Origin of the sequence: Delftia sp. HK171 (assembly GCF_001886655.1) — a bacterium.
GTDB lineage: Bacteria > Pseudomonadota > Gammaproteobacteria > Burkholderiales > Burkholderiaceae_C > Comamonas > Comamonas acidovorans.
On sequence record NZ_CP018101.1, the window covers coordinates 2844041 to 2864444 of the forward strand.

20 protein-coding genes are annotated in these 20404 nt (G+C 67.3%); 16 read left to right on the forward strand and 4 right to left on the reverse strand.

The annotated features are described in order from the left end of the window. Window positions 1-50 precede the first annotated feature (50 nt). The 9 genes from BO996_RS12930 (at window position 51) to BO996_RS12970 (ending at window position 8404) form a co-directional block, all read left to right on the forward strand. The gene (locus BO996_RS12930) at window positions 51-2486 is read left to right on the forward strand and encodes a heavy metal translocating P-type ATPase (RefSeq protein ID WP_071954952.1); all 2436 of its coding nucleotides are present in this window, start codon (window positions 51-53) and stop codon (window positions 2484-2486) included. Window positions 2487-2649: 163 nt separating this feature from the next. After that, window positions 2650-2787 carry a cbb3-type cytochrome oxidase assembly protein CcoS gene (ccoS, locus tag BO996_RS12935; RefSeq protein WP_013803228.1) on the forward strand — a complete coding sequence of 46 codons (138 nt, stop codon included), beginning with the start codon at window positions 2650-2652 and terminating at the stop codon, window positions 2785-2787. Window positions 2788-2850: 63 nt separating this feature from the next. Beyond that, window positions 2851-4287: a cytochrome-c oxidase, cbb3-type subunit I gene (ccoN, locus tag BO996_RS12940; RefSeq protein ID WP_063326627.1), complete on the forward strand. Its 1437-nt coding sequence runs from the start codon at window positions 2851-2853 to the stop codon at window positions 4285-4287. Between the two features lie 19 nt (window positions 4288-4306). Continuing rightward, entirely contained in the window at window positions 4307-4939 is a 633-nt protein-coding gene (ccoO, locus tag BO996_RS12945) for a cytochrome-c oxidase, cbb3-type subunit II (RefSeq protein WP_071954953.1), read from the forward strand. 11 nt (window positions 4940-4950) lie between these two features. Continuing rightward, complete coding sequence (locus tag BO996_RS12950) at window positions 4951-5088, forward strand: cbb3-type cytochrome oxidase subunit 3 (RefSeq protein ID WP_012204625.1); 138 nt, start codon at window positions 4951-4953, stop codon at window positions 5086-5088. Window positions 5089-5115: 27 nt separating this feature from the next. Beyond that, a complete protein-coding gene (gene ccoP, locus BO996_RS12955) occupies window positions 5116-6033 on the forward strand; it encodes a cytochrome-c oxidase, cbb3-type subunit III (RefSeq protein ID WP_071954954.1) in 918 nt (305 codons plus the stop codon). 77 nt (window positions 6034-6110) lie between these two features. Continuing rightward, the gene (gene ccoG, locus BO996_RS12960) at window positions 6111-7565 is read left to right on the forward strand and encodes a cytochrome c oxidase accessory protein CcoG (protein WP_013803227.1); all 1455 of its coding nucleotides are present in this window, start codon (window positions 6111-6113) and stop codon (window positions 7563-7565) included. 57 nt (window positions 7566-7622) lie between these two features. Further along, on the forward strand, window positions 7623-7937 hold the full coding sequence (locus tag BO996_RS12965; protein ID WP_071954955.1) for a FixH family protein: 315 nt from the start codon (window positions 7623-7625) through the stop codon (window positions 7935-7937). A 179-nt stretch (window positions 7938-8116) separates the two neighbouring features. Next, window positions 8117-8404, forward strand: coding sequence for a hypothetical protein (locus BO996_RS12970; RefSeq protein ID WP_013803226.1), 288 nt, complete (start codon window positions 8117-8119; stop codon window positions 8402-8404). Window positions 8405-8485: 81 nt separating this feature from the next. On the opposite strand, the gene fnr is transcribed toward BO996_RS12970, so the two are convergent. Continuing rightward, a complete protein-coding gene (gene fnr / locus BO996_RS12975; protein WP_034391808.1) occupies window positions 8486-9205 on the reverse strand; it encodes a fumarate/nitrate reduction transcriptional regulator Fnr in 720 nt (239 codons plus the stop codon). Between the two features lie 162 nt (window positions 9206-9367). Here fnr and hemN point away from each other — a divergent pair, with 162 nt between their 5' ends. From hemN to BO996_RS12995, 4 genes are all read left to right on the forward strand, one after another. After that, the gene (hemN, locus tag BO996_RS12980) at window positions 9368-10750 is read left to right on the forward strand and encodes an oxygen-independent coproporphyrinogen III oxidase (RefSeq protein ID WP_013803224.1); all 1383 of its coding nucleotides are present in this window, start codon (window positions 9368-9370) and stop codon (window positions 10748-10750) included. Between the two features lie 5 nt (window positions 10751-10755). Beyond that, window positions 10756-11472: a sulfite exporter TauE/SafE family protein gene (locus BO996_RS12985; protein ID WP_071954956.1), complete on the forward strand. Its 717-nt coding sequence runs from the start codon at window positions 10756-10758 to the stop codon at window positions 11470-11472. A gap of 174 nt (window positions 11473-11646) precedes the next feature. Continuing rightward, window positions 11647-12888 carry an HD-GYP domain-containing protein gene (locus BO996_RS12990; protein WP_063326626.1) on the forward strand — a complete coding sequence of 414 codons (1242 nt, stop codon included), beginning with the start codon at window positions 11647-11649 and terminating at the stop codon, window positions 12886-12888. Then, complete coding sequence (locus BO996_RS12995; protein WP_013803222.1) at window positions 12885-15371, forward strand: bifunctional diguanylate cyclase/phosphodiesterase; 2487 nt, start codon at window positions 12885-12887, stop codon at window positions 15369-15371. The genes BO996_RS12990 and BO996_RS12995 overlap by 4 nt, the downstream gene beginning before the upstream one ends. Here BO996_RS12995 and BO996_RS13000 read toward each other — a convergent pair. The 3 genes from BO996_RS13000 to BO996_RS13010 form a co-directional block, all read right to left on the reverse strand. Next, entirely contained in the window at window positions 15335-16153 is an 819-nt protein-coding gene (locus BO996_RS13000) for a sulfite exporter TauE/SafE family protein (protein WP_012204635.1), read from the reverse strand. The two genes, BO996_RS12995 and BO996_RS13000, sit on opposite strands and share 37 nt — an antisense overlap. Window positions 16154-16544: 391 nt before the next feature. Next, window positions 16545-16946, reverse strand: a complete 402-nt coding sequence (locus tag BO996_RS13005; protein WP_012204636.1) for a cell division protein ZapA — start codon at window positions 16944-16946, stop codon at window positions 16545-16547. A gap of 32 nt (window positions 16947-16978) precedes the next feature. After that, a complete protein-coding gene (locus BO996_RS13010) occupies window positions 16979-17188 on the reverse strand; it encodes a hypothetical protein (RefSeq protein WP_012204637.1) in 210 nt (69 codons plus the stop codon). Window positions 17189-17504: 316 nt separating this feature from the next. Between BO996_RS13010 and BO996_RS13015 the strand changes: the two genes are divergently transcribed. Genes BO996_RS13015 through BO996_RS13025 form a run of 3 tightly spaced genes read left to right on the forward strand, consistent with a single transcriptional unit; the run spans window position 17505 to window position 20370 of the window. Further along, complete coding sequence (locus BO996_RS13015; protein WP_071954958.1) at window positions 17505-18905, forward strand: cobyrinate a,c-diamide synthase; 1401 nt, start codon at window positions 17505-17507, stop codon at window positions 18903-18905. After that, window positions 18902-19495 carry a bifunctional adenosylcobinamide kinase/adenosylcobinamide-phosphate guanylyltransferase gene (locus BO996_RS13020; RefSeq protein WP_013803219.1) on the forward strand — a complete coding sequence of 198 codons (594 nt, stop codon included), beginning with the start codon at window positions 18902-18904 and terminating at the stop codon, window positions 19493-19495. Before BO996_RS13015 ends, BO996_RS13020 begins: the two co-directional genes overlap by 4 nt. Continuing rightward, window positions 19492-20370 carry an ABC transporter substrate-binding protein gene (locus tag BO996_RS13025; RefSeq protein WP_071954959.1) on the forward strand — a complete coding sequence of 293 codons (879 nt, stop codon included), beginning with the start codon at window positions 19492-19494 and terminating at the stop codon, window positions 20368-20370. Before BO996_RS13020 ends, BO996_RS13025 begins: the two co-directional genes overlap by 4 nt. The last annotated feature ends 34 nt before the right edge of the window (window positions 20371-20404 follow it).

The following is a 20404-nucleotide window of genomic DNA, read 5'->3' on the forward strand; positions in this document are numbered from 1 at the left end:
GTTGATTAATGTCAATACGCTTATCATGCGGCCCGATTACGCTAAGAACCATGCCCCACACCACGATAGCCCCATCCAGCGAGGCGGCAGTGGCGGCGCTTGATTCAGGCCCCTCGCCCTCGCAGCAGGCCACCGCCCGGCTGCTGGATGACCCGCAGGAGTGGAGTTCGTTCGGACGGCCCGCAGGCCCCCCAACTCCCGCCGACCCTTCCAAGGAACCTACCGACTTTCCCGCCTGGGATTCGCACGTCGTTCTGGAAGGCATGCACTGTGCCGCATGCGCCCTGACCATCGAGGATGCGCTGCGTGCCGTGCCCGGAGTGGAGAAGGCCGAAGTCAGTGCTGCCACGCGCCGCGCCCGTGTCACCTGGCGCCATGCGCAGGTGCTTCCCTCCGAGTGGATGGAGGCCGTGCGGCGCGCCGGCTACCAGGCGCTTCCCGCACGCGATGCCTTTGCGCGCGAGCGCCGCCAGGCTGAGAGCCGCCGGGCGCTGTGGCGCTGGCTGGTGGCCGGCTTTTGCATGATGCAGGTGATGATGTATGCGTGGCCCGCCTACGTGGCCCGCCCCGGCGACCTGTCGCAGGAGATGGAGACGCTGCTGCGCTGGGCCTCCTGGGTCATCTCGCTGCCCGTGGTGCTGTTTTGCTGCGGCCCCTTCTTCTCCAGCGCGCTGCGCGACATACGCCAGCGCCGCGTGAGCATGGAACTGCCCGTGGCCCTGGGCATGCTGATCACCTTCGTGATCAGTTCGCTGGGCACCTTCGATCCTTCGGGCCCCTTCGGCGAGGAAGTCTTCTACGACTCGCTGACCATGTTCGTCTTCTTCCTGCTGTCCGGCCGCTGGCTGGAGCTGCGCCTGCGCGACCGCACGGCCGGCGCGCTGGAAGCGGTGATGAACCGCCTGCCCGATGCCGTGCTGCGCGAGAACGCAGCCGGCCATTTCGAGCGCGTGGCCACGCGCCGGCTGCGCGCGGGCGACCGGGTGCGCGTGCTCAGTGGCGAGGCCTTCCCGGCCGACGGCACCATCGTGCGCGGCCGCACCCATGCCGACGAGGCCCTGCTCACCGGCGAGTCCACGCCCGTGCTGCGTGCCGAGGGCGATACCGTCACGGCCGGCAGCTACAACCTGGATGCCGTGGTCGATGTGCGTGTGGATGGCGTGGGCGCCGATACGCGCTTCGCCCAGATCGTGGGCCTGATGGAAAGCGCCTCGCTGCAAAAGCCGCGGCTGGCCCAGCTGGCCGACAAGGTGGCGCGGCCCTTTCTCGTCGTGGTGCTGCTGGCTGCGCTGGGCGCCGCCATCTGGTGGTGGCCCACCGATCCCGGCAAGGCCATGATGGTGGCGGTGGCCGTGCTCATCGTCACCTGCCCCTGCGCGCTGTCGCTGGCCACGCCCGTGGCCATGCTCACTGCCGCCGGCACGCTGGCGCGCAGCGGCGTGCTGGTGCGCAACCTGCAGGGCCTGGAGGCGCTGGCCGCCGTGGACACCCTGGTGTTCGACAAGACCGGCACGCTCACGCGCGATGGCCTGGCCCTGTCGTCCTTCGAGCCTGCTGCGGGCGAAGACGCCGACGAAGTGCTGGCACTGGCGGCGCTGCTGGCACGCCAGTCCATCCACCCGGCCTCGCGCGCCATTGCGCAGGCCGGCGCCGATGCCGCCACCGACTGGAAGCTGGACACCATGCAGGAAATGGCCGGCCTGGGCCTGGACGCCTGGGTGCAGCGCGCCGGCGCGCGCCGCCATCTGCGGCTGGGCTCGGCCCTGCACGCAGGCCTGGCCGGGGAGCAGCCCGTGCAGGGTGTGCTGCTGGCCGAGGAGACATCGCAGGGCTGGCACACGCTGGCCCGCTTCGTCCTCAGCGAGGACGTGCGGCCCGAGGCCGCCGCCGTGGTGCAGGCGCTGCACCGGCATGGCGTGCAGGTGATGCTGCTGTCCGGCGACCGCGAGGACGCGGCCCGCGCCATGGCGGCGCGCGTGGGCATCACCCAGGCCGAAGGCGGCTGCAGCCCGCAGGACAAGCTGGAGCGCCTGCAGCAGGCGCAGGCTGCCGGCCACCACGTGGCCATGGTGGGCGACGGCCTCAACGACGGCCCAGTTTTAGCTGGAGCGCATGTCTCTTTTGCGTTTGGTAGAGCAGTGCCCCTGGCACAATCGCGCGCAGATTTCGTTGTTCTGGGTGACAGCCTGGAACTGGTACTCCAGGCATGCCTGTTGTCGCGCCGCACGCTGCAGGTGGTGCGCCAGAACATGGCCTGGGCAGCCGCTTACAACGCGGTGTCGATTCCGCTGGCCCTGGCGGGCTTCATGCCTGCCTGGGTGGCCGGCCTGGGAATGGCACTGAGTTCGCTGCTGGTGGTGATGAATGCCGCGCGCCTTGCGCGCAGCCTGCCACTGGCTGCAACGAATCACACGGGCACGCCTGCTGCGCCCGCAGCGTCCGTCGCGATGAAGACGGGCTCCACCGCAACGGTGGGGAGGTTCTGATGGAAATACACCCCCTGAGCGGCTGCGCCGCTTCCCCCTCTCTCGCTTCGCGGGAGGGGAACGACACCTTCGCCGCGAGGCGGCTCTTGCTCGGTGTCACTGAGCTGGATCGCGCCCGTTCTGGGGGCAAGGCGTGGCGCGTCAGCGCCACGGGGAACTGACCATGGATATTTTGTATTTGCTGATCCCGCTGTCGGTGGTGCTGGTGCTGGCCATCCTTGCGGCCCTGTGGTGGGCCGTATATCGCGGGCAGTTCGAGAGTGTGGAGCAAGAGGGTGAGCGCATTCTTCGGGACGATTGACGTGGGTCAATACGCCCGGGAGCGAAGAACGTAACACTTTGATAGCAATCTAAGGGGTGCACGATGGATAGTTCAAATAAAAACGCTGTCTATTACGACGATTCCGTCGTAAGGCAGTTCTCTATCATGGCCGTCGTCTGGGGGGTGGTAGGCATGGCTGTCGGGGTGTTGATCGCCTCGCAGCTGGCCTGGCCGGAACTCAACTTCGGCATTCCATGGCTGAGCTACGGGCGCCTGCGTCCGCTGCACACGAACGCCGTGATCTTTGCCTTTGGCGGATCGGCGCTGTTCGCAACCAGCTACTACGTGGTGCAGCGCACCTGCCAGACGCGGCTGTTCATGCCCAAGCTGGCCAGCCTGACGTTCTGGGGCTGGCAGATCGTCATTCTCGCCGCCGCCATCAGCCTGCCGCTGGGCTACACCCAGGGCAAGGAGTACGCCGAGCTGGAGTGGCCGATCGACCTGCTGATCGCCGTGACCTGGGTTTCGTATGCCATCGTGTTCTTCGGAACCATCGGCATCCGCAAGGTCCGTCACATCTACGTGGCCAACTGGTTCTTCGGCGCCTTCATCATCGCCGTGGCACTGCTGCACATCGTCAACAGCGCAGCCATTCCGGCCGGCTGGATGAAGAGCTACTCGGCCTACGCCGGCGTGCAGGACGCGATGGTGCAGTGGTGGTACGGCCATAACGCCGTGGGCTTCTTCCTGACCGCAGGCTTCCTGGGCATGATGTATTACTTCATCCCCAAGCAGGCTGGCCGTCCGGTCTACAGCTACCGCCTGTCCATCGTCCACTTCTGGGCGCTGATCTTCACCTACATGTGGGCGGGTCCCCACCACCTGCACTACACCGCGCTGCCCGACTGGACGCAGTCCGTGGGCATGGTGTTCTCGCTGATCCTGCTGGCTCCCAGCTGGGGCGGCATGATCAACGGCGTGATGACGCTGTCGGGCGCATGGCACAAGCTGCGCGACGACCCCATCCTGCGCTTCCTGATCGTGTCGCTGTCGTTCTACGGCATGTCCACGTTCGAAGGTCCGATGATGTCCATCAAGACCGTCAACGCGCTGTCGCACTACACGGACTGGACCGTGGGCCACGTTCACTCGGGTGCCCTGGGCTGGGTGGGCCTGATCACCATGGGCTCGCTGTACTACCTGATCCCGCGCCTGTTCGGCAAGACCAAGATGCACTCGGTGGGCGCCATCGAGCTGCACTTCTGGATGGCCACCATCGGCATCGTGCTGTACATCGCCGCGATGTGGATCGCCGGTGTGATGCAGGGCCTGATGTGGCGCGCCGTCAATCCCGATGGCACGCTGACCTACACCTTCGTCGAAAGCGTCAAGGCCAGCTATCCGTTCTACGTGATCCGCGTGGCCGGTGGCCTGCTGTACCTGGGCGGCATGCTGGTCATGCTGTGGAACACCTGGAAGACCGCGATCTCGGGCCGTTCGGTGAAGGTGGCCGTGCCTGCCGTCGTGGCCCACGCCTGAGCGTCTAGGAGCATTACTCATGTCCGATCACAACAATAGCGCTCCCAAGAGCTTTTCCCACGAGAAGGTGGAAACCAACAATTTCCTGCTGATCGTGCTGACCCTGCTGGTGGTCGCCGTCGGCGGCATGGTGGAAATCGTTCCGCTGTTCTTCCAGAAGTCGACCACGGAAGCGGTGGCGGGCCTCAAGCCCTACACGCCGCTGCAGCTGATGGGCCGCGACGTCTATCTGCGCGAGGGCTGCTACAACTGCCACTCGCAGATGATCCGCCCCTTCCGCGCCGAGACCATGCGCTACGGCCACTACTCGGTGGCTGGCGAGTTCGTCTATGACCACCCCTTCCAGTGGGGTTCCAAGCGCACGGGTCCCGACCTGCACCGCGTGGGCGGCAAGTACAGCGACGAATGGCATCGCATCCACCTGAACAACCCGCGCGACGTGGTGCCCGAGTCCAACATGCCTGCCTACACCTGGCTGGAAAAGAACAAGGTGGATGACACCGTGGTCGCCCAGCACATGAGCGCGCTGCGCAAGGTGGGCGTGCCCTACAGCGACGAGGAAATCAGCGGCGCTGCCGAGCAGGTCAAGGGCAAGACGGAAATGGACGCCGTCATCGCCTACCTGCAGATCCTGGGCCGTTCGGTCAAGTAAAGGAGAGCGACATGGACATCACCACCATGCGCATCGTGGCCACGCTGGCCTCGCTGGCCTGCTTCATCGGCATCTGGTGGTGGGCGTTCGCCCGCCGCAACCAGGCCCGTTTCGACGAGGCCGCCCAGCTGCCGTTCGAGCAAGACTGAGTCCCTCCACCAGAACGAGAACTTCCCATGAGCGATTTCGTAAACATCTTCTGGTCGATCTATGTCACGGCGATCACGCTGGGCGGCATCATCGGCTGCCTGCTGCTGCTGTATCTCACCGCACGCAAGAAGGTGGTCCCCTCGGCCGACAACACCACGGGCCACGTCTGGGACGAGGACCTGCGCGAGCTGAACAACCCCATGCCCAAGTGGTGGATGTGGCTGTTCATCATCACCTCGGTGTTCGGCTTCGCCTACCTGGCGGCCTATCCGGGCCTGGGCTCGTTCGCGGGCAAGCTGGGCTGGACGCAGCTGGGCGCCTATGAAAACGAGATGGCCAAGGCCCGCGCGGACCTGGAGCCGCTGTACGCCAAGTTCACGAGCATGAGCACCGAAGACATGGCCAAGGACCCCCAGGCCATGGCCATCGGCGAGCGCCTGTTCATGAACAACTGCGCACAGTGCCACGGCTCGGACGCACGCGGCGGCAAGAGCTTCCCCAACCTGACCGATGGCGACTGGCTGCATGGCGGCACGCCCGAGAAGATCAGGGAAACCATCACGGGTGGCCGCATCGGCATCATGCCGCCCATGGCCGCTGCCGTCGGCACGCCCGACGATGTGCGCAACCTCTCGCACTATGTGCTGAGCCTGTCGGGCAGCCCGCACGACTCGCTCAAGGCCTCGCTGGGCAAGTCCAAGTTCACGGCCTGCGCTGCCTGCCACGGCATGGACGGCAAGGGCAACCAGGCCCTGGGCGCGCCCAACCTGACCGATGACATCTGGCTGCACGGCTGGGGCGAGGCCGCCATCACGGCCATGATCAACAACGGCAAGCACAACGAGATGCCTGCCCAGAAGGACAAGCTGACCGAGGCGCAGATCGCGGTGCTTGCTTCCTATGTCTGGGGCATGTCGCACAAAGACGGCGCAGTCCGTCAGTAAGCACAGGGGCGGCGCTGCGGCGCCGCCTTTTTGCGTTTTGAGTTTTCAGATATTTCAAAAAAACAAAGGAACCCACCATGAAGCCCGAGAGCGGGGATGACACCGGGAAGCCTCCCCGCAAAGTCATTCCGATCACGCCGGCCACGCCTGATCCGGGCGAGCTGGTGTCGATGTTCGAGTCGGAAAAGAAGGTCTACCCGCGCTCCATCAGCGGTGTCTTCGCTCGCTGGCGATGGGCCCTGGTGTTTCTCACCCAACTGGTTTTCTACGGCCTGCCCTGGCTGGAGTGGGGCCAGCGCCAGATGGTGCTGTTCGACCTCGGAACGCGGCGCTTCTATCTCTTCGGGCTGGTGCTGTACCCGCAGGACTTCATCTACCTGGCGGGCCTGCTGATCATCTCGGCGCTGGCATTGTTCCTGTTCACGGCCGTGGCCGGGCGCCTGTGGTGCGGCTTCTCGTGCCCGCAGACGGTCTATACCGAGATCTTCATGTGGGTGGAGCGCAAGGTCGAAGGCGACCGCAGCGCGCGCATGCGGCTGGACAAGAACGGCTGGACCTTCGAGAAGGCCTGGAAGAAGTCGCTCAAGCAGTTGCTGTGGATCGCCATTGCGCTGTGGACCGGCTTCACCTTCGTGGGCTACTTCGTGCCCATCCGCGAGCTGGGCGGCGAACTGCTGGCGCTGCAGGGCAGCTGGCAGATGTTCTGGGTGCTGTTCTACGGCTTTGCCACCTATGGCAACGCGGGCTACATGCGCGAGCAGGTCTGCAAGTACATGTGCCCCTATGCGCGCTTTCAGAGCGCCATGTTCGACCGGGACACCATGATCGTCAGCTACGACACGGGCCGGGGCGAGCCGCGTGCGCCGCGCACCAAGAAGGTGGACTACAAGGCCCAGGGCCTGGGCGACTGCATCGACTGCAAGATGTGCGTGCAGGTCTGCCCGGTGGGCATCGACATCCGCAACGGTCTGCAATACGAATGCATTGGCTGCGGCCTGTGCATAGACGCCTGCAATTCCATCATGGACAAGATGGAGTACCCGCGCGGCCTGATCCGCCTGACCACGCAGAACGCCATGGCCGGCCTGTGGCGGCGTGCCCAGGTGCTGCGCCGCATCTTCCGTCCGCGCGTGCTGATCTACTCGGCCGTGCTGATCGGCTTGAGCGTGGCCATGATCGTGAGCCTGGCGCTGCGCCAGTCGGTCAAGGTGGACGTGATCCGCGACCGCGCCTCGCTGTCGCGCATCGTGGCGGGCGGCAAGCTGGAGAATGTCTACCGCCTGCAGATCATGAATGCCACCGAGCAGGCCCAGCGCTATCGCATCAGCGCCCATGGCCTCGATGGGCTGGAGCTGGCGTCCGAGCAGGAAGTCGAGGTCGGCCCGGCCGAGACGCGCGGCATTGCGGCGCGACTGCAGATTCCCTACGGTTCGGCCGAGCCGGGCTCGCACACCGTATTCTTCGATATCGATGCCGTGCATTCAGGCGCGGGACGCGCGTCCGAAAAGGCCGTCTTCCTGGTGCCCCGGTGATGTTCCTGGCAGGCGCGGCACGGTCCGCGCCTGCCGCCTGAAAGAAAGAGGTTTCCCATGTCTTCCAGTCCCGCAGTTTCCGCGCCCGCGCAGGCTCCCTCGCACCCCGACGCCGGCAAGCCCTGGTGGAGGTTCGGCCATGTCTGGCTGGTGGTGGCCGGCCCGGCGGCCGTGGTGGTCGCTGCCGTGATCACGGCCATCATCGCCATCAATGGCGCCGATCCCGTGATCGACCCCGACTACTACCGCAACGGCATCACGATCAACGAGCGTGCCGATGGCGTGCGCGAAGTGCCCAAGAGCATGGCGCCCGCCGTCACCGGCCGCAACCATGCGGCTACGCCCGCGCACGATCACCCCACGGACCGCTGATCGCCGTGCACCCCTGCAAGAGGCCGCAGTCGCGGCCTTTTTGCATGGCGGATCGCATCTCCGGCATGCGCGACGGGTGAGGGTTTCCTACAGGCGTGCAGGGCGCTGCGGGGCTTGGCGCCATGCGTTGGCGCGGCGCACAATGAAGGCGACCCCTCGACAGCACAAGGAGATCGCTGATGTTGGCCCAACGCTGGATGTGGATTGCCTGGCCTGCCTTTCTGGCAGCCGCCGTGATGGAGATGCTGGTTTTTGCCTTTGTGGACCCGCTGGAGCTGCATTGGCTCGGCGACCTGGGCTGGTCGCGCCAGGGCATCTACACGCTGGCCTTCTTCGCCTTCTGGGGCGTGACCATGCTCTCCAGCCTGATGACCACCATGCTGGGCCGCTCGGCCCGCGATCTCAATGACGGCGTGGTCTCCGAGCCCGACCCGGACCTGGCCATGCAGGGGCTGGGGCGGGACTGAGCGAGAGCCCGCCGCAATGAACAAGGCCCGCTGTCGCGGGCCTTGTTCATTGGCGGATGAATGCTTGCCGCCCTTGCAGCCTCACTGGCACTGCTGGCTGTTGACGATGCGCTTGAGCGCCTCCGTGTCCAGGATGCGCAGATGGCGCTGGCGCACCTCAATGATGTTGTCGTCCGCGAACTTGGAGAAGGTGCGGCTCACCGTCTCCAGCTTCAGGCCCAGGTAGCTGCCGATTTCCTCGCGCGTCATGCGCAGCACCAGTTCGGACTTGGAAAAGCCCCGCGCATGCAGGCGCTGCACCAGGTTGAGCACGAAGGCGGCCAGGCGCTCTTCTGCGCGCATGCTGCCCAGCAGCAGCATCACGCCGTGCTCGCGCACGATCTCGCGGCTCATGACCTTGTGCACATGGTTTTGCAGGGCCGTGACCTCGCGCGACAGGTCTTCCAGCTTGTCGAAGGGCATGACGCAGACTTCGGCGTCTTCCAGCGCGACGGCATCGCAGGTGTGGTGGTCGTTGACGATGCCGTCCAGGCCGATGATCTCGCCGGCCATCTGAAAGCCTGTGACCTGGTCGCGTCCGTCCTCGGTGGCCACGCAGGTCTTGAAGAAGCCGGTGCGGATGGCGTACAGCGAGGTGAATGTCTCGCCGTTGCGAAACAGCAGGCCTCCGCGCTTGACCTTGCGGCGCGTGGCCACGATGTCGTCGATGCGCTGCATCTGCTCGGCATCCAGGCCCATGGGCATGCACAGTTCGCGCAGGTTGCAGTTGGAGCAGGAGGCTTTGATGGTCTGAAGGTTCATGGAGTGATAAACATCAGCGGCACACAGCGTGCCGGCGGTGACCTCGTGGATTGCGATGAGTTGGATCAAATTGTCGCAGCAGTCCCTCAAACAACTCTTGATATGAGTCAAGGACATGACCGATGTGCTGCGGCACAGTCGAGGTATTAGAGGAAAAAACCCATGACCGCTGTCACCCCAGAGCTGCTGCGTCGCTTTGACGTACCGGGGCCCCGATACACCTCGTTCCCTACCGCCGACCGCTTTGTCGAGGCCTTTGGTGCAGAGGACTATATCCTGGCGCTGCAACAACGCAAATCGAGTACCGCAGCGCGTGCCATGCCTTTGTCGCTGTATGTGCACGTGCCCTTTTGCGAGTCGCTTTGCTACTACTGCGCCTGCAACAAGATCGTGACGCGTCACCATGATCGCGCTGCCGTCTACCTGGACTACCTGGCGCGCGAGATGGCCTTGCACACGGCCCATTGCGGCAAGGGCCAGGCCGTCAGCCAGCTGCACCTGGGCGGCGGCACGCCCACCTTCTTCTCCGACGACGAGCTGCGCACGCTGATGGGCCTGTTGCGCGAGCATTTCAAGCTGGAGCCGGGTGGCGAGTACTCCATCGAGGTCGATCCGCGCACCGTCAGCGTCGAGCGCCTGGCCGTGCTCAAGGAGCTGGGCTTCAACCGCCTGAGCTTCGGCGTGCAGGACTTCGACGAGCAGGTGCAGATCGCGGTGCACCGCGTGCAGCCGGCCGAGCAGGTGTTCGAGCTGGTGGCGGCCGCGCGGCAGCTGGGCTTTGCCTCCATCAACGTGGACCTGATCTACGGCCTGCCCAAGCAGACGCCCGAATCCTTCGAGCGCACGCTGGCCCAGGTCAACGCGCTGCGGCCCGACCGCATCGCGCTCTATGCCTATGCCCACCTGCCCGAGCGCTTCAAGCCGCAGCGGCGCATTGCGGCCGAGGATCTGCCCCAGGGGGCCGACAAGCTGGCCATGCTGTCGCGTTCCATCGCCGCGTTCATGGACGGTGGCTATGTCTATGTGGGCATGGACCACTTCGCCCTGCCCGAGGACTCGCTGGCCGTGGCCAAGCGCCAGGGCCGGCTGCACCGCAACTTCCAGGGCTACAGCACCCAGCCCGACTGCGACCTGATTGCGCTGGGCGTGTCGGCCATCGGCAAGGTGGGTGCCAGCTACAGCCAGAACGCCAAGACGCTGGAGGAGTACTACGACGCCATCGACGCCAGCCACCTGCCCGTGGTGCGGGGCCTGGCGCTGTCGCGCGACGACCTGGTGCGCCGCGCCGTCATCATGGCCATCATGTGCCAGGGCGCCGTGCTGTTCGAGCCCATGGAGCAGGCATGGCTGCTGGGCTTTCGCGAGTACTTCGCGCCCGAGATGGCGGCCCTGGAGGACCTGCAGGCCAAGGGCCTGGTGCAGATCAGCGACGAGGGCTTCCAGGTCACGCCCATGGGCTGGTACTTCGTGCGCGGCGTGGCCATGCTGTTTGACCGATATCTGCAGGCGGACAAGAACCGGGCGCGGTTTTCGAGGATCATCTAGGCCCCATGCTGTTGTCGCTCCTCTGGACCGCTTTGATCATGGGGCTCGTCGGCGGGCCCCATTGCCTTGCCATGTGCGCTGCGCCCTGCGGCGTGGTCACGGGCGGGGCGGGGCAGGGCGGCGGCTCGCAGGTGGTGGCCGTGCATGGATTGCAAAGCCGGCTGTGGCTGCGCACGGCGCTGTTCCACGGCGGCCGTCTGGCCGGCTATGCCAGCCTGGGCGCTGCCTCGGCCCTGGCCATGGAAAGCCTGTCCTGGCTCACCAGCCAGACCACGGCGCTGCAGCCGTTCTGGACGCTGACCCATGTCGCCGTGATGGCCTGGGGCCTGGCCATGATGGTGCAGGCCCGCCAGCCCGCCTGGCTGGAGTCAGCCGGCCGCGCTGCCTGGCGGCGCGTGCAGCCCTGGGTGTCGGCGCCGGGCGGCACGCTGGCGGCAGGCTATGCCTGGGCGCTCATGCCTTGCGGACTGCTGTATTCGGCCGTGCTGGTCGCCGCGCTCAGCGGCGGCCCGTTGCAGGGCGCGCTGGCCATGGCGGCCTTTGGCGTGGGCAGCGGCCTGTGGCTGGTGGCCGGCCCCTGGCTGTGGCGGCTGGGCCGGCAGCGCCTGAACGGCCTGCGCGCCGAATGGGGCACGCGCCTGGCCGGCCTGATGCTGGTGGGCGTGGCCGTCTGGGCGCTGTGGATGGACCTGATCTACAAGCCCAACCTCTGGTGCCGTTGAGCAACAGCTGAGGCCAGACTTGGCACCTGGGGTCGCGGATTGGCTGCGAGGCCCTCAGAACTGGAGATAATGCCCGAATCATCGGCTTACATATTGCCGATTCCTTCAGCCTCGGGGCCGTTGCCGCGCGTGAACCATTCCGTCCTCATCGATATCCGAGACCTCCGTCCGGGCATGTTTGTCCAGCTCGATGTTGGGTGGCTGAACCATCCCTTTCCGGTCAGCAGCTTCAAGATCACCTCCAGCGCACAGATCCAGACCCTGAAATCCCTGGGCCTGGAGGTGGTGCGCTGTGTCCCGCACAAAAGCGACACCTGGCCCGCCGAGGTGCGCACCCCGCCGCCGCAGGAGCTGCCGCCCGTCGTGGTGGCCCCCGAGCCTGCACCCACCGAACCTGCGCCAGCACCGCTGCTGCTGTCCGTGCCCGACTGGCGCGGCCGGCTGGAGGACTGCAATGCGCGCTTTCAGAAGGTGGAGCGCGGCTATGTGGCCATAGAGACCACCATCGCCAGCGCGCCCGAGCAGGCGCGCATGCCCACCGAGGCCCTGGTCGATGGCTGCCTGGCCGAACTGGCGGGCCCGCAGGACGTGGCCATTCACCTGCTGTCCGATGGCGTGGGCAGCAGCCAGAGCGTGCATGCCGTCAACGTGACCGTGCTCAGCCTGCTTCTGGGCCGGGCCCTGGGCCTGCAGGAATCGCTGCTGCGCGACCTGGGCCTGGCGGCGCTGCTGCATGACGCGGGCAAGCCCGTGGCCGGTGTCGAAGGCATGCACGGTCTGGCCCTGGAGCCTTCCGTGCCCGACGCCCTGCGCGAGCGCTACGAGCGCCATGTGGGCGAATCCGTGGCCATTGCCATGCGCATGGGCCTGTCGGCCCAGGTCACAACGGCCATCGCCCAGCACCATGAATGGGCCGACGGCACGGGGTTCCCGCTGAGCCTGGTGGCCGAAGACATGGAACTCACGGGCCAGATCCTGGCCCTGGTCAACAGCTACGACCGCCTGTGCAATCCCGGCGATGCACAGACGCCGCATACGCCGCACGAGGCCCTGTCCATGCTGTTCAGCCGGCTGCGCGACAAGTTCGCCGCGCCCGTGCTCAATGGCTTCATCCGCATGATGGGTGTGTTCCCCCCGGGCTCGGTGGTGGAGCTGACCGACGGGCGCCATGCCATGGTCATGTCCGTGAATGCATCACGCCCGCTCAAGCCCTCGGTGATGGTGCACGATGCCGGCGTGCCGGCCGCGCAGGCGCCCGTGCTGGCGCTGGAGCTGTTTCCCGAGCTGGGCATACGCCGGGGAGTGGCGCCCGCGCAACTGCCGCGCGATGCGCTGGACTACCTGTCGCCGCGCCGGCGTGTCTGCTATTACTTTGAACGGGCGGTGGAGTTGGATCCACCGAAGGTGGCGTCTTGAACAAGCAAGCGCTCAACCGCGCCTGGCCCCGCCTGCTGGATGCACTGCAGGAGGCCCTGTGGCTGATCGATGCGCGCACCCTGAAGGTGCTGCGCGCCAACGCCGCCAGCGAATCCGTCACCGGCTATGAGGCCGATGCGGCCCCGGGCCTGCCCGTGCAGGTGCTGGCCGCCACGCCGCAGCAGCAGGCTTTCTGGAGCGATCCCTTCAACTGGCAGGCTGGAGCCCAGTTCATTGCCGAGGTGCGCCGCGCCGATGGTCAGCTGGCGCCCGTGGAGATGCGCGTGCGCGCGCTCGACGGCGAGGTGCTGCTGGTCAGCATGCTGGACCGGCGCGAGCAGGCCTTGCACGAGGCCGAGTTCGAGAGCCTGCTGGGCGAGCTGCGCGCCACGCTGGAGTCCGCGGCCGACGCCATCCTGGTCTGCGATCCCGATGGCCGCATCCGCGCCTTCAACCACCGCTTTGCCACGCTCTGGGGCATTCCCGAGGCGCTGCTGGTGCGCCGCAACGACGTGGCCATCCTCGACCACCTGGCCAGCCAGGTGCGCGATGCCGAATCCTATGCGCGCCAGTTGAAGCTGCTGTCGGCCCAGCCCCTGATGGAGGCGGCCGACGTGCTGGACCTGCGCGACGGGCGCATCCTGGAGCGCCGCGCCGTGCCCCAGCTGCGCCGGGGCCTGCCCATGGGGCGGATCTTTTCCTTTCGCGACATCACGGCCGAGGCCCAGACCCAGGCGGGCCTGGAGCTGGCCGCGCGCGTCTTCGAATCCAGCCTGGACGGCATCTTCATCGCCGACGGCTACATGGATGTGGCCCGCACCAACCCGGCCTGCGAACGCCTGCTGGGCGGCATGCCCGTGCAGGGGCGCACGGTGGAGTCGCTGTTCGAGGCCTCCGAAGGCCAGGCCGACACCCTGGGCGACCTGGCCCGCATCCAGTGGCACCAGGGCGGCTTCTGGGAGGGCGACCTGTGGCTGCGCCAGGCTGGCGGCGCGCGCTGCGCCGTGCGCCTGTCCTGGGTGCCGCTGCGCAACGCGCAGGGCGACGTGGTGCAGAGCATCGGCTTCATGCGCGACCTCACGCAGCAGCGCGTGGCCCAGCAGCGCATTGAACAGCTGGCCTACAGCGACGCGCTCACCGGCCTGCCCAACCGCCTGAACCTCACGGAGCGCGTGGATGCAGCCATCGAGGCCGCGCGCGCAGGCGGCACGGTGTTCAGCATCCTGTTCATCGACCTGGACCGCTTCAAGATCATCAACGACTCGCTGGGCCACCAGTTCGGCGACCGCGTGCTCAAGCTGGTCGCGCAGCGCCTGAGCGACTGCATGCGGCCCGTGGACATCCTGTGCCGCCTGGGTGGCGACGAGTTCGTGCTCTATCTGCAGGGCTGCAACGCCGAGCTGGCCGCGTCGGTGGCCAAGCGCATCCTGCAGGAGATGGAGCGCCCCTTCCTGCTCGACGGCCTGGGTTTCTCCGTGCAGTGCAGCATCGGCGTGGCCCAGTACCCGGCCGATGGCCTCACGCTGGATGAACTGATCCGCCAAGCCGACACTGCCATGTACCGCGTCAAGGAGCGGGGCCGGGGCCATTTCAGCTTCTACCAGCCGCAGATGAGCGCCGGCCTGCTGTCGCGCATGAAGCTGGAGCACGCCATGCGCCAGGCGCTGGAGCATGGCCGCATGGCGGTCTACTTCCAGCCGCAGGTGCACATAGACAGCGACCGCATCGTCGCCGCCGAGGCGCTGCTGCGCTGGACCGATCCCGAATTCGGCGTGGTCTCGCCGGGTGTCTTCATCCCGCTGGCCGAGGAGTCGGGCTACATCGTCACGCTGGGCGCCTGGGTCATGGAACAGGCCGTGCAGGAGGCTGCACGCTGGCAGCAGCAGGGCATGCCCATCAAGGTCTCGGTCAACGTGTCGGCGCTGGAGTTCCGCCAGTCAGGTTTTGTCGAGCGGGTGACCGAGCTGCTGCGCAGCTACGGCCTCACACCCCAGCTGCTGGAGCTGGAGCTGACGGAAAGCATCTTGCTGCAGGACGCCCAGGACATGGCGCTGCGCGTATGCCAGATCGCCGATCTGGGCGTGGGCATGGTGATTGACGACTTCGGCACCGGCTACTCCAACCTGGCCTACCTGAAGAAGCTGCCCATCTCCAAGATCAAGATCGACCAGAGCTTCGTGCGCGGCCTGCCCAGCGACGAGGGCGACCAGGCCATCGTCGGCGCCATCATCAGCCTGGGGCTGGCGCTGGGCGTGGAGATCGTGGCCGAGGGCGTGGAAACGCACGAGCAGCTGACGGCCATCCACCGCATGCAGGGCCACTACTTCCAGGGCTTCCTGTGTGCACCGGGCCTGCCGCGCGAGCAGTTCGGCGAATGCCTGCAGGCCCAGCGCGCCGGCATTGGCGCCATCGCCTACCGGCAGAGAATGGCCCAGGCCGCGAGCGCTCAGCTGCCTGCGCTCAAGCCCTTCCAGAGCATGTAGGCCGCCAGGCCGAACAGCAGCGTGGCAAAGATGCGCTTGAGCTGGCCCACGGGCAGCCGGTGCGCGGCCCGTGCCCCCAGCGGTGCCGTCAGCACGCTGCAGCAGGCCAGGGCCAGCAGGGCCGGCAGCCACAGGTAGCCCAGCGAGTATTCGGGGCGCCCCGCGTCGCCCGCGCCGGTGAAGATCAGGCCCGCCGCATTCACCACGGCAATCGGAAACCCCAGTGCCGCGCTGGTGCCCACGGCCATGTGCATGGGCACCGAGCAGCGCATCATGAAGGGCACGCTGATGAAGGCCCCGCCCGCACCCACCAGCCCCGAGATGAAGCCCAGGCCCGTGCCCGCGCCGTACAGCCCCAGCGGGCCGGGCAGGGCGCGCGTGGCCGTGGGCTGGCTGTTGCTGCGCAGCATGCGAAGCGCCATGTAGCCGATGAATACGCCAAAGAACAGTGCCAGGTACTTGCCGCGCAGCAGCGCGAAAACGCCCAGGCTGGCGAGCAGGCCGCCCGTGATGATGCCCGGCGCCAGGCTGCGCACGATGTCCCAGCGCACGGCGCCACGACCGTGGTGGGCGCGCAGGCTGGAGATCGAGGTGAACACGATGGTGGCCATGGCCGTGGCGATCGCCATCTTCACGGACAGATCCGGGCCGACCCCGCGCTTGTCGAGAAAGTAGGTCAGAAACGGCACGAGCACCATGCCGCCGCCCACTCCCAGCAGGCCGGCCAGGAAGCCGGAGCACAGGCCCAGCAGGGCCAGTTCGAGAAACAGCAGGTCAGGCATGCGGCAGAAGGTTGGTAGTGGATGGGCGGGGAGGGGCGGGCAACAAAAAACCCGGCGCACCGTGGAGGTGCGCCGGGTTGGAATCAGGTGTCTGCAAAGACCACCGGGCCGTCATCCTGAACCGGGGTTCAGGGGGGCAAGGGCAGCCAGACGTTGGGTTCATCTAACGCGAGACGATCACGCTCGAATGGCAATGTACCAAGCCCGGGCTCATAGAGCATTGGTCCAAGGAACTATAAAGCCCGGCGGGTTTGCAGACGCCTCCATTCTACGGCGATTGAGCAGGCCCGCAATCAAGTTCTTTGAACGGCATGGGCTTTCCATTGACATGGCCGATGCCATGAAAAACGGCCTCCGAAGAGGCCGTTGGGTAGACGGGGAGTGCAGCGGCTCAGAGCAGCCGTGCATCGCTTTCCAGGGCCTGGTCCAGGCGCAGCACCAGTTGCTCGGCAAGGGCCTGCTGGCGCTGGCGCTCGGCCAGTTCCTCGGGGCTGGGCTCGGGCGGCAGGGACTGGGCGGCATGCTGCGAAGTGACCTCGTCATGCAGGGACTGCATTTCGGCCTGGGCCGTGGCCATGGCGCTTTCCTGCGCTTCGCGGTCCAGCACGTCGAAGGCCATGTTCAGCGCGGACAGCACGGCCACGCGCTCGCGCGAGCGGACCTTGCCGCTGTCGCGGATCCGGGTCATGGCCGTGTCCACACGGCGCACGGCCTCGAGCAGACGCTCTTCCTGGCCATCGGGGCAGGTCAGCACATAGCTTTGCTGCAGGATTTGCACTTCGATCTGCTTCATGGGCGTTCGGGCGTCGGCGGTTGCGAAGGGGGTCAAGCCCCCTGGTTGGAGGGCAGGCGCTCGATCAGGGCATCGACGCGGGCCCGGGCGGCGTTGAGCCGCGAGCGCAGCGAATCACGCTCCTGGGTCAGGGCCGCCACCTGTTCGGCGAGTAGCGCATTCGTGCGTTGCAGTTCCTCGTGGCGAACCAGCAGGCGCTCCACGCGCTCTGCAATGTGGTCGAGGGAAGTCTGGGAGGTCATAGACGCTGAGATTGTAGGACGTGCGAACGAAGTGAGCGCATTCCGTGGAAGTATCCGAGGAAACCTGATAGCAGGGGGGCTTAGAAGGCTTGACGTCAGCGCCGTGCTCAGGTATTCGAGCGCAGGCGGCAGACTGTCTCACAAAATCGTAGCGCCATGTGTAGGACACGTCTGCTTCGGCGGGGTGTAATGCGTAAGCATTGGTTGCGGGCGCGGTGCGGGTAGGGTGCGGATACGGCGGGGGTGCGCACTACAATGCGCCGCGTTGGCGGAGCGGCCGGTTCAAGGCAGCGTCGCACGGAGCAAACAAATACACATGAATATTGACCTTGGCCGGGGCGGGGCACGCTGCCCGGCGCTGCTGATCACTTCCACGGCCTCGGGCCAGGGCAAGACCACGCTGACGGCTGCGCTGGCGCGGCTACATGCGCGCCAGGGGCGCCGCGTGCGCGTGTTCAAGTGCGGCCCTGACTTCCTGGACCCGCACTGGCACGAGCTGGCCAGCGGCGCGCCCGTGCACAGCGTCGATCTGTGGATGACGGGCGAGGCCGACATGCGTGCGCGCCTGCACGCCGCCGCCTGCGAGGCCGACCTCATCCTGGTGGAAGGCGTCATGGGCCTGTTCGACGGCACGCCCTGCGCGGCCGATGTGGCCGAGCGGCTGGGCCTGCCGGTGCTGGCCGTGATCGACGCCTCGGGCATGGCCGGCACCTTTGGCGCACTGGCCCATGGCCTGCAGCACTACCGGCCCGGCCTGCGCTGGGCCGGCCTGCTGGCCAACCGCGTGGGCAGCGCCCACCATGCCGACCTGCTGCGTGCCGGCCTGCGCGAGCCTTCGCTGTGGCTGGGCGCGCTGGCGCGGGTGCAGGGTGCAGGCACCACCTCGCTGCTGCCCGAGCGGCACCTGGGCCTGGTTGCCGCGCATGAGCTGGACGATGCCCTGCAGCGCCTGGACGTGGCCGCCGATGCGCTGCTGGCCACGCCGCTGGGCCAGTTGCCCTGGCAGGCCGAAGCCGGCCAGAGCGCCAGCTGGCAGGACTGGTCCGTGGACTTTGAACCGTGCCCGGAACCTGCCGAAGCCGTGCAGCCCTGGCTGGCGGGCCGCACCGTGGCGGTGGCGCGTGATGCGGCCTTCAGCTTCATCTACCAGGCCAACCTCGACTGCCTGCGTTCCATGGGTGCGCGGATTGCCTTCTTCTCGCCCCTGGCCGCAGAGCGCCTGCCGCAGTGCGATGCGCTGTGGCTGCCCGGCGGCTATCCGGAACTGCACCTGGACGCGCTGGCCGCCCAGGCCGCGCTGCGCGGTGACATTGCCGCCCACGTGGCAGCCGGCCGGCCGGTCTGGGCCGAGTGCGGCGGTATGCTGGCGCTGTGCGAACGACTGACCGACACTGCGGGCCGGACCACGGACCTCTGGGGCCTGTTGCCCGGCCATGCGCGCATGCAGCCGCGCCTGGCCGGCCTGGGCATGCAGCAACTGCCCACGCCCTGGGGCCTGTTGCGCGGCCATACCTTCCACTACAGCCGGCTGGACACGTCCATGGCCGAGGCCGGGCGCAGCAGCCGCCCTGGCCAGGCTCCCCAGCCCGACCGGGGCGAGGCGCTGTACCGCCAGGGCAGCGTGCACGCCAGCTATTTCCATGCCTGGTTTGCCTCGCAGCCGCGCGCCGTGGCGGCGCTGCTGGGCGCTGACATTCCCGCGGGCCAGGCGTCATGACCGACCAGATCTCCACCTATTCGCTTGCGCGCAGCCAACTCATTCTGGGCGGCCAGAAAAGCGGCAAGTCGCGCCGTGCCGAATTGCTGGCCCGCGCCTGGCTCGATGGCGCCCTGGACCGCGAGGCCGCGCTGATCGCCACCGGCCAGCCCTGGGACGACGAAATGCGCGAGCGCATCGCCCGCCACCGGCGCGACCGCGCCGAGCGCGTGCCCGGCATGGCCACGCTTGAGGAGCCGCTGGACCTGGCCGCCATGCTTGCGCGGCACAGCACGCCGCAGCGCCTGCTGGTGGTGGACTGCCTGACGCTGTGGCTGACCAACTGGATGATGCCGGCCCAGCCTTCCGAGGAACTGGCGCGCGGATGGGAGGGCCAATGCACGGCCTTTCTGGCCGCCTTGCAAGCTGCGCCCGGCCCGGTGATCCTGGTCGGCAACGAGATCGGCCTGGGCGTGATCCCGCTGGGATCGCAAGTGAGGGCCTTTGTGGATGCGCTGGGTGTGCTCAACCAGCGTGCGGCGCAAAGCTGTGAAACCGTCACGCTGATGTGCGCCGGCCTGCCGCTGGCGCTCAAGGGCCCGCAGCCGTGAGGCCATGGCGTCTCGCCCTGTGGGGCCTGGCGTTGGCACTGGCGCTGTCTGCGGCGCAGGCTGCCATCCGGGTCACGGACGGGCGGGGCGCTCCGGTGGAGCTGCCACAGCCGCCGCAGCGCATCGTCAGCCTGCTGCCCTCGCTGACCGAGACCGTATGCGAGCTGGGCGGCTGCCAGCGCCTGGTCGGCGTGGACCGCTATTCGAACTGGCCGGCCCATGTGAAGACCCTGCCTGTGGTGGGCGGCGGCATGGACCCCAATATCGAGGCCATTGTCGCGCTCAAGCCCGATCTGGTGCTGGTGTCCATGGCCTCGCGCTCGGTGGCGCGGCTGCAGGCATTGGGCCTCAAGGTGGTGGCGCTGGAGCCGCGCACCCATGCCGATGCGCAGGCCGTGCTGCGCACCGTGGGCCAGTTGCTGGACCTGCCGCCCGCGCAGGGCGCCGACCGTGTCTGGTCCGCCATCGAGGCGCGCATGCAGGAGGTGGAGCGCAGCATGGCCCCCGCGCTGCGCGGGCAGACCGTGTATTTCGAGGTCAACCGCGGCCCCTTTGCCGCAGGCGAGTCTTCGTTCATCGGCGAGACCCTGGCGCGCCTGGGCATGCGCAACATCGTGGGTGCGCAGCTGGGGCCGTTCCCGCGCATCAACCCTGAATTCGTGGTGCGCGCCGACCCGGACTTCATCCTGGGCGGCGACCGCAGCCTGAGCGCATCGGGCGAGCCCTATCCGGGCTGGGGCCGCCTGCGTGCCATGCAGGCCGGGCGCGTCTGTCGCTTTGTGCCAGCCGAGCTGGACGTGCTGGTGCGCGCCGGCCCGCGCATGGCCGAGGGCGCTGCGCTGATGGCGCGCTGCCTGAACGGGGCCGCACGGTGAGGCAGGCCCGCAGGCACGACAGCGGCCTGGCTGC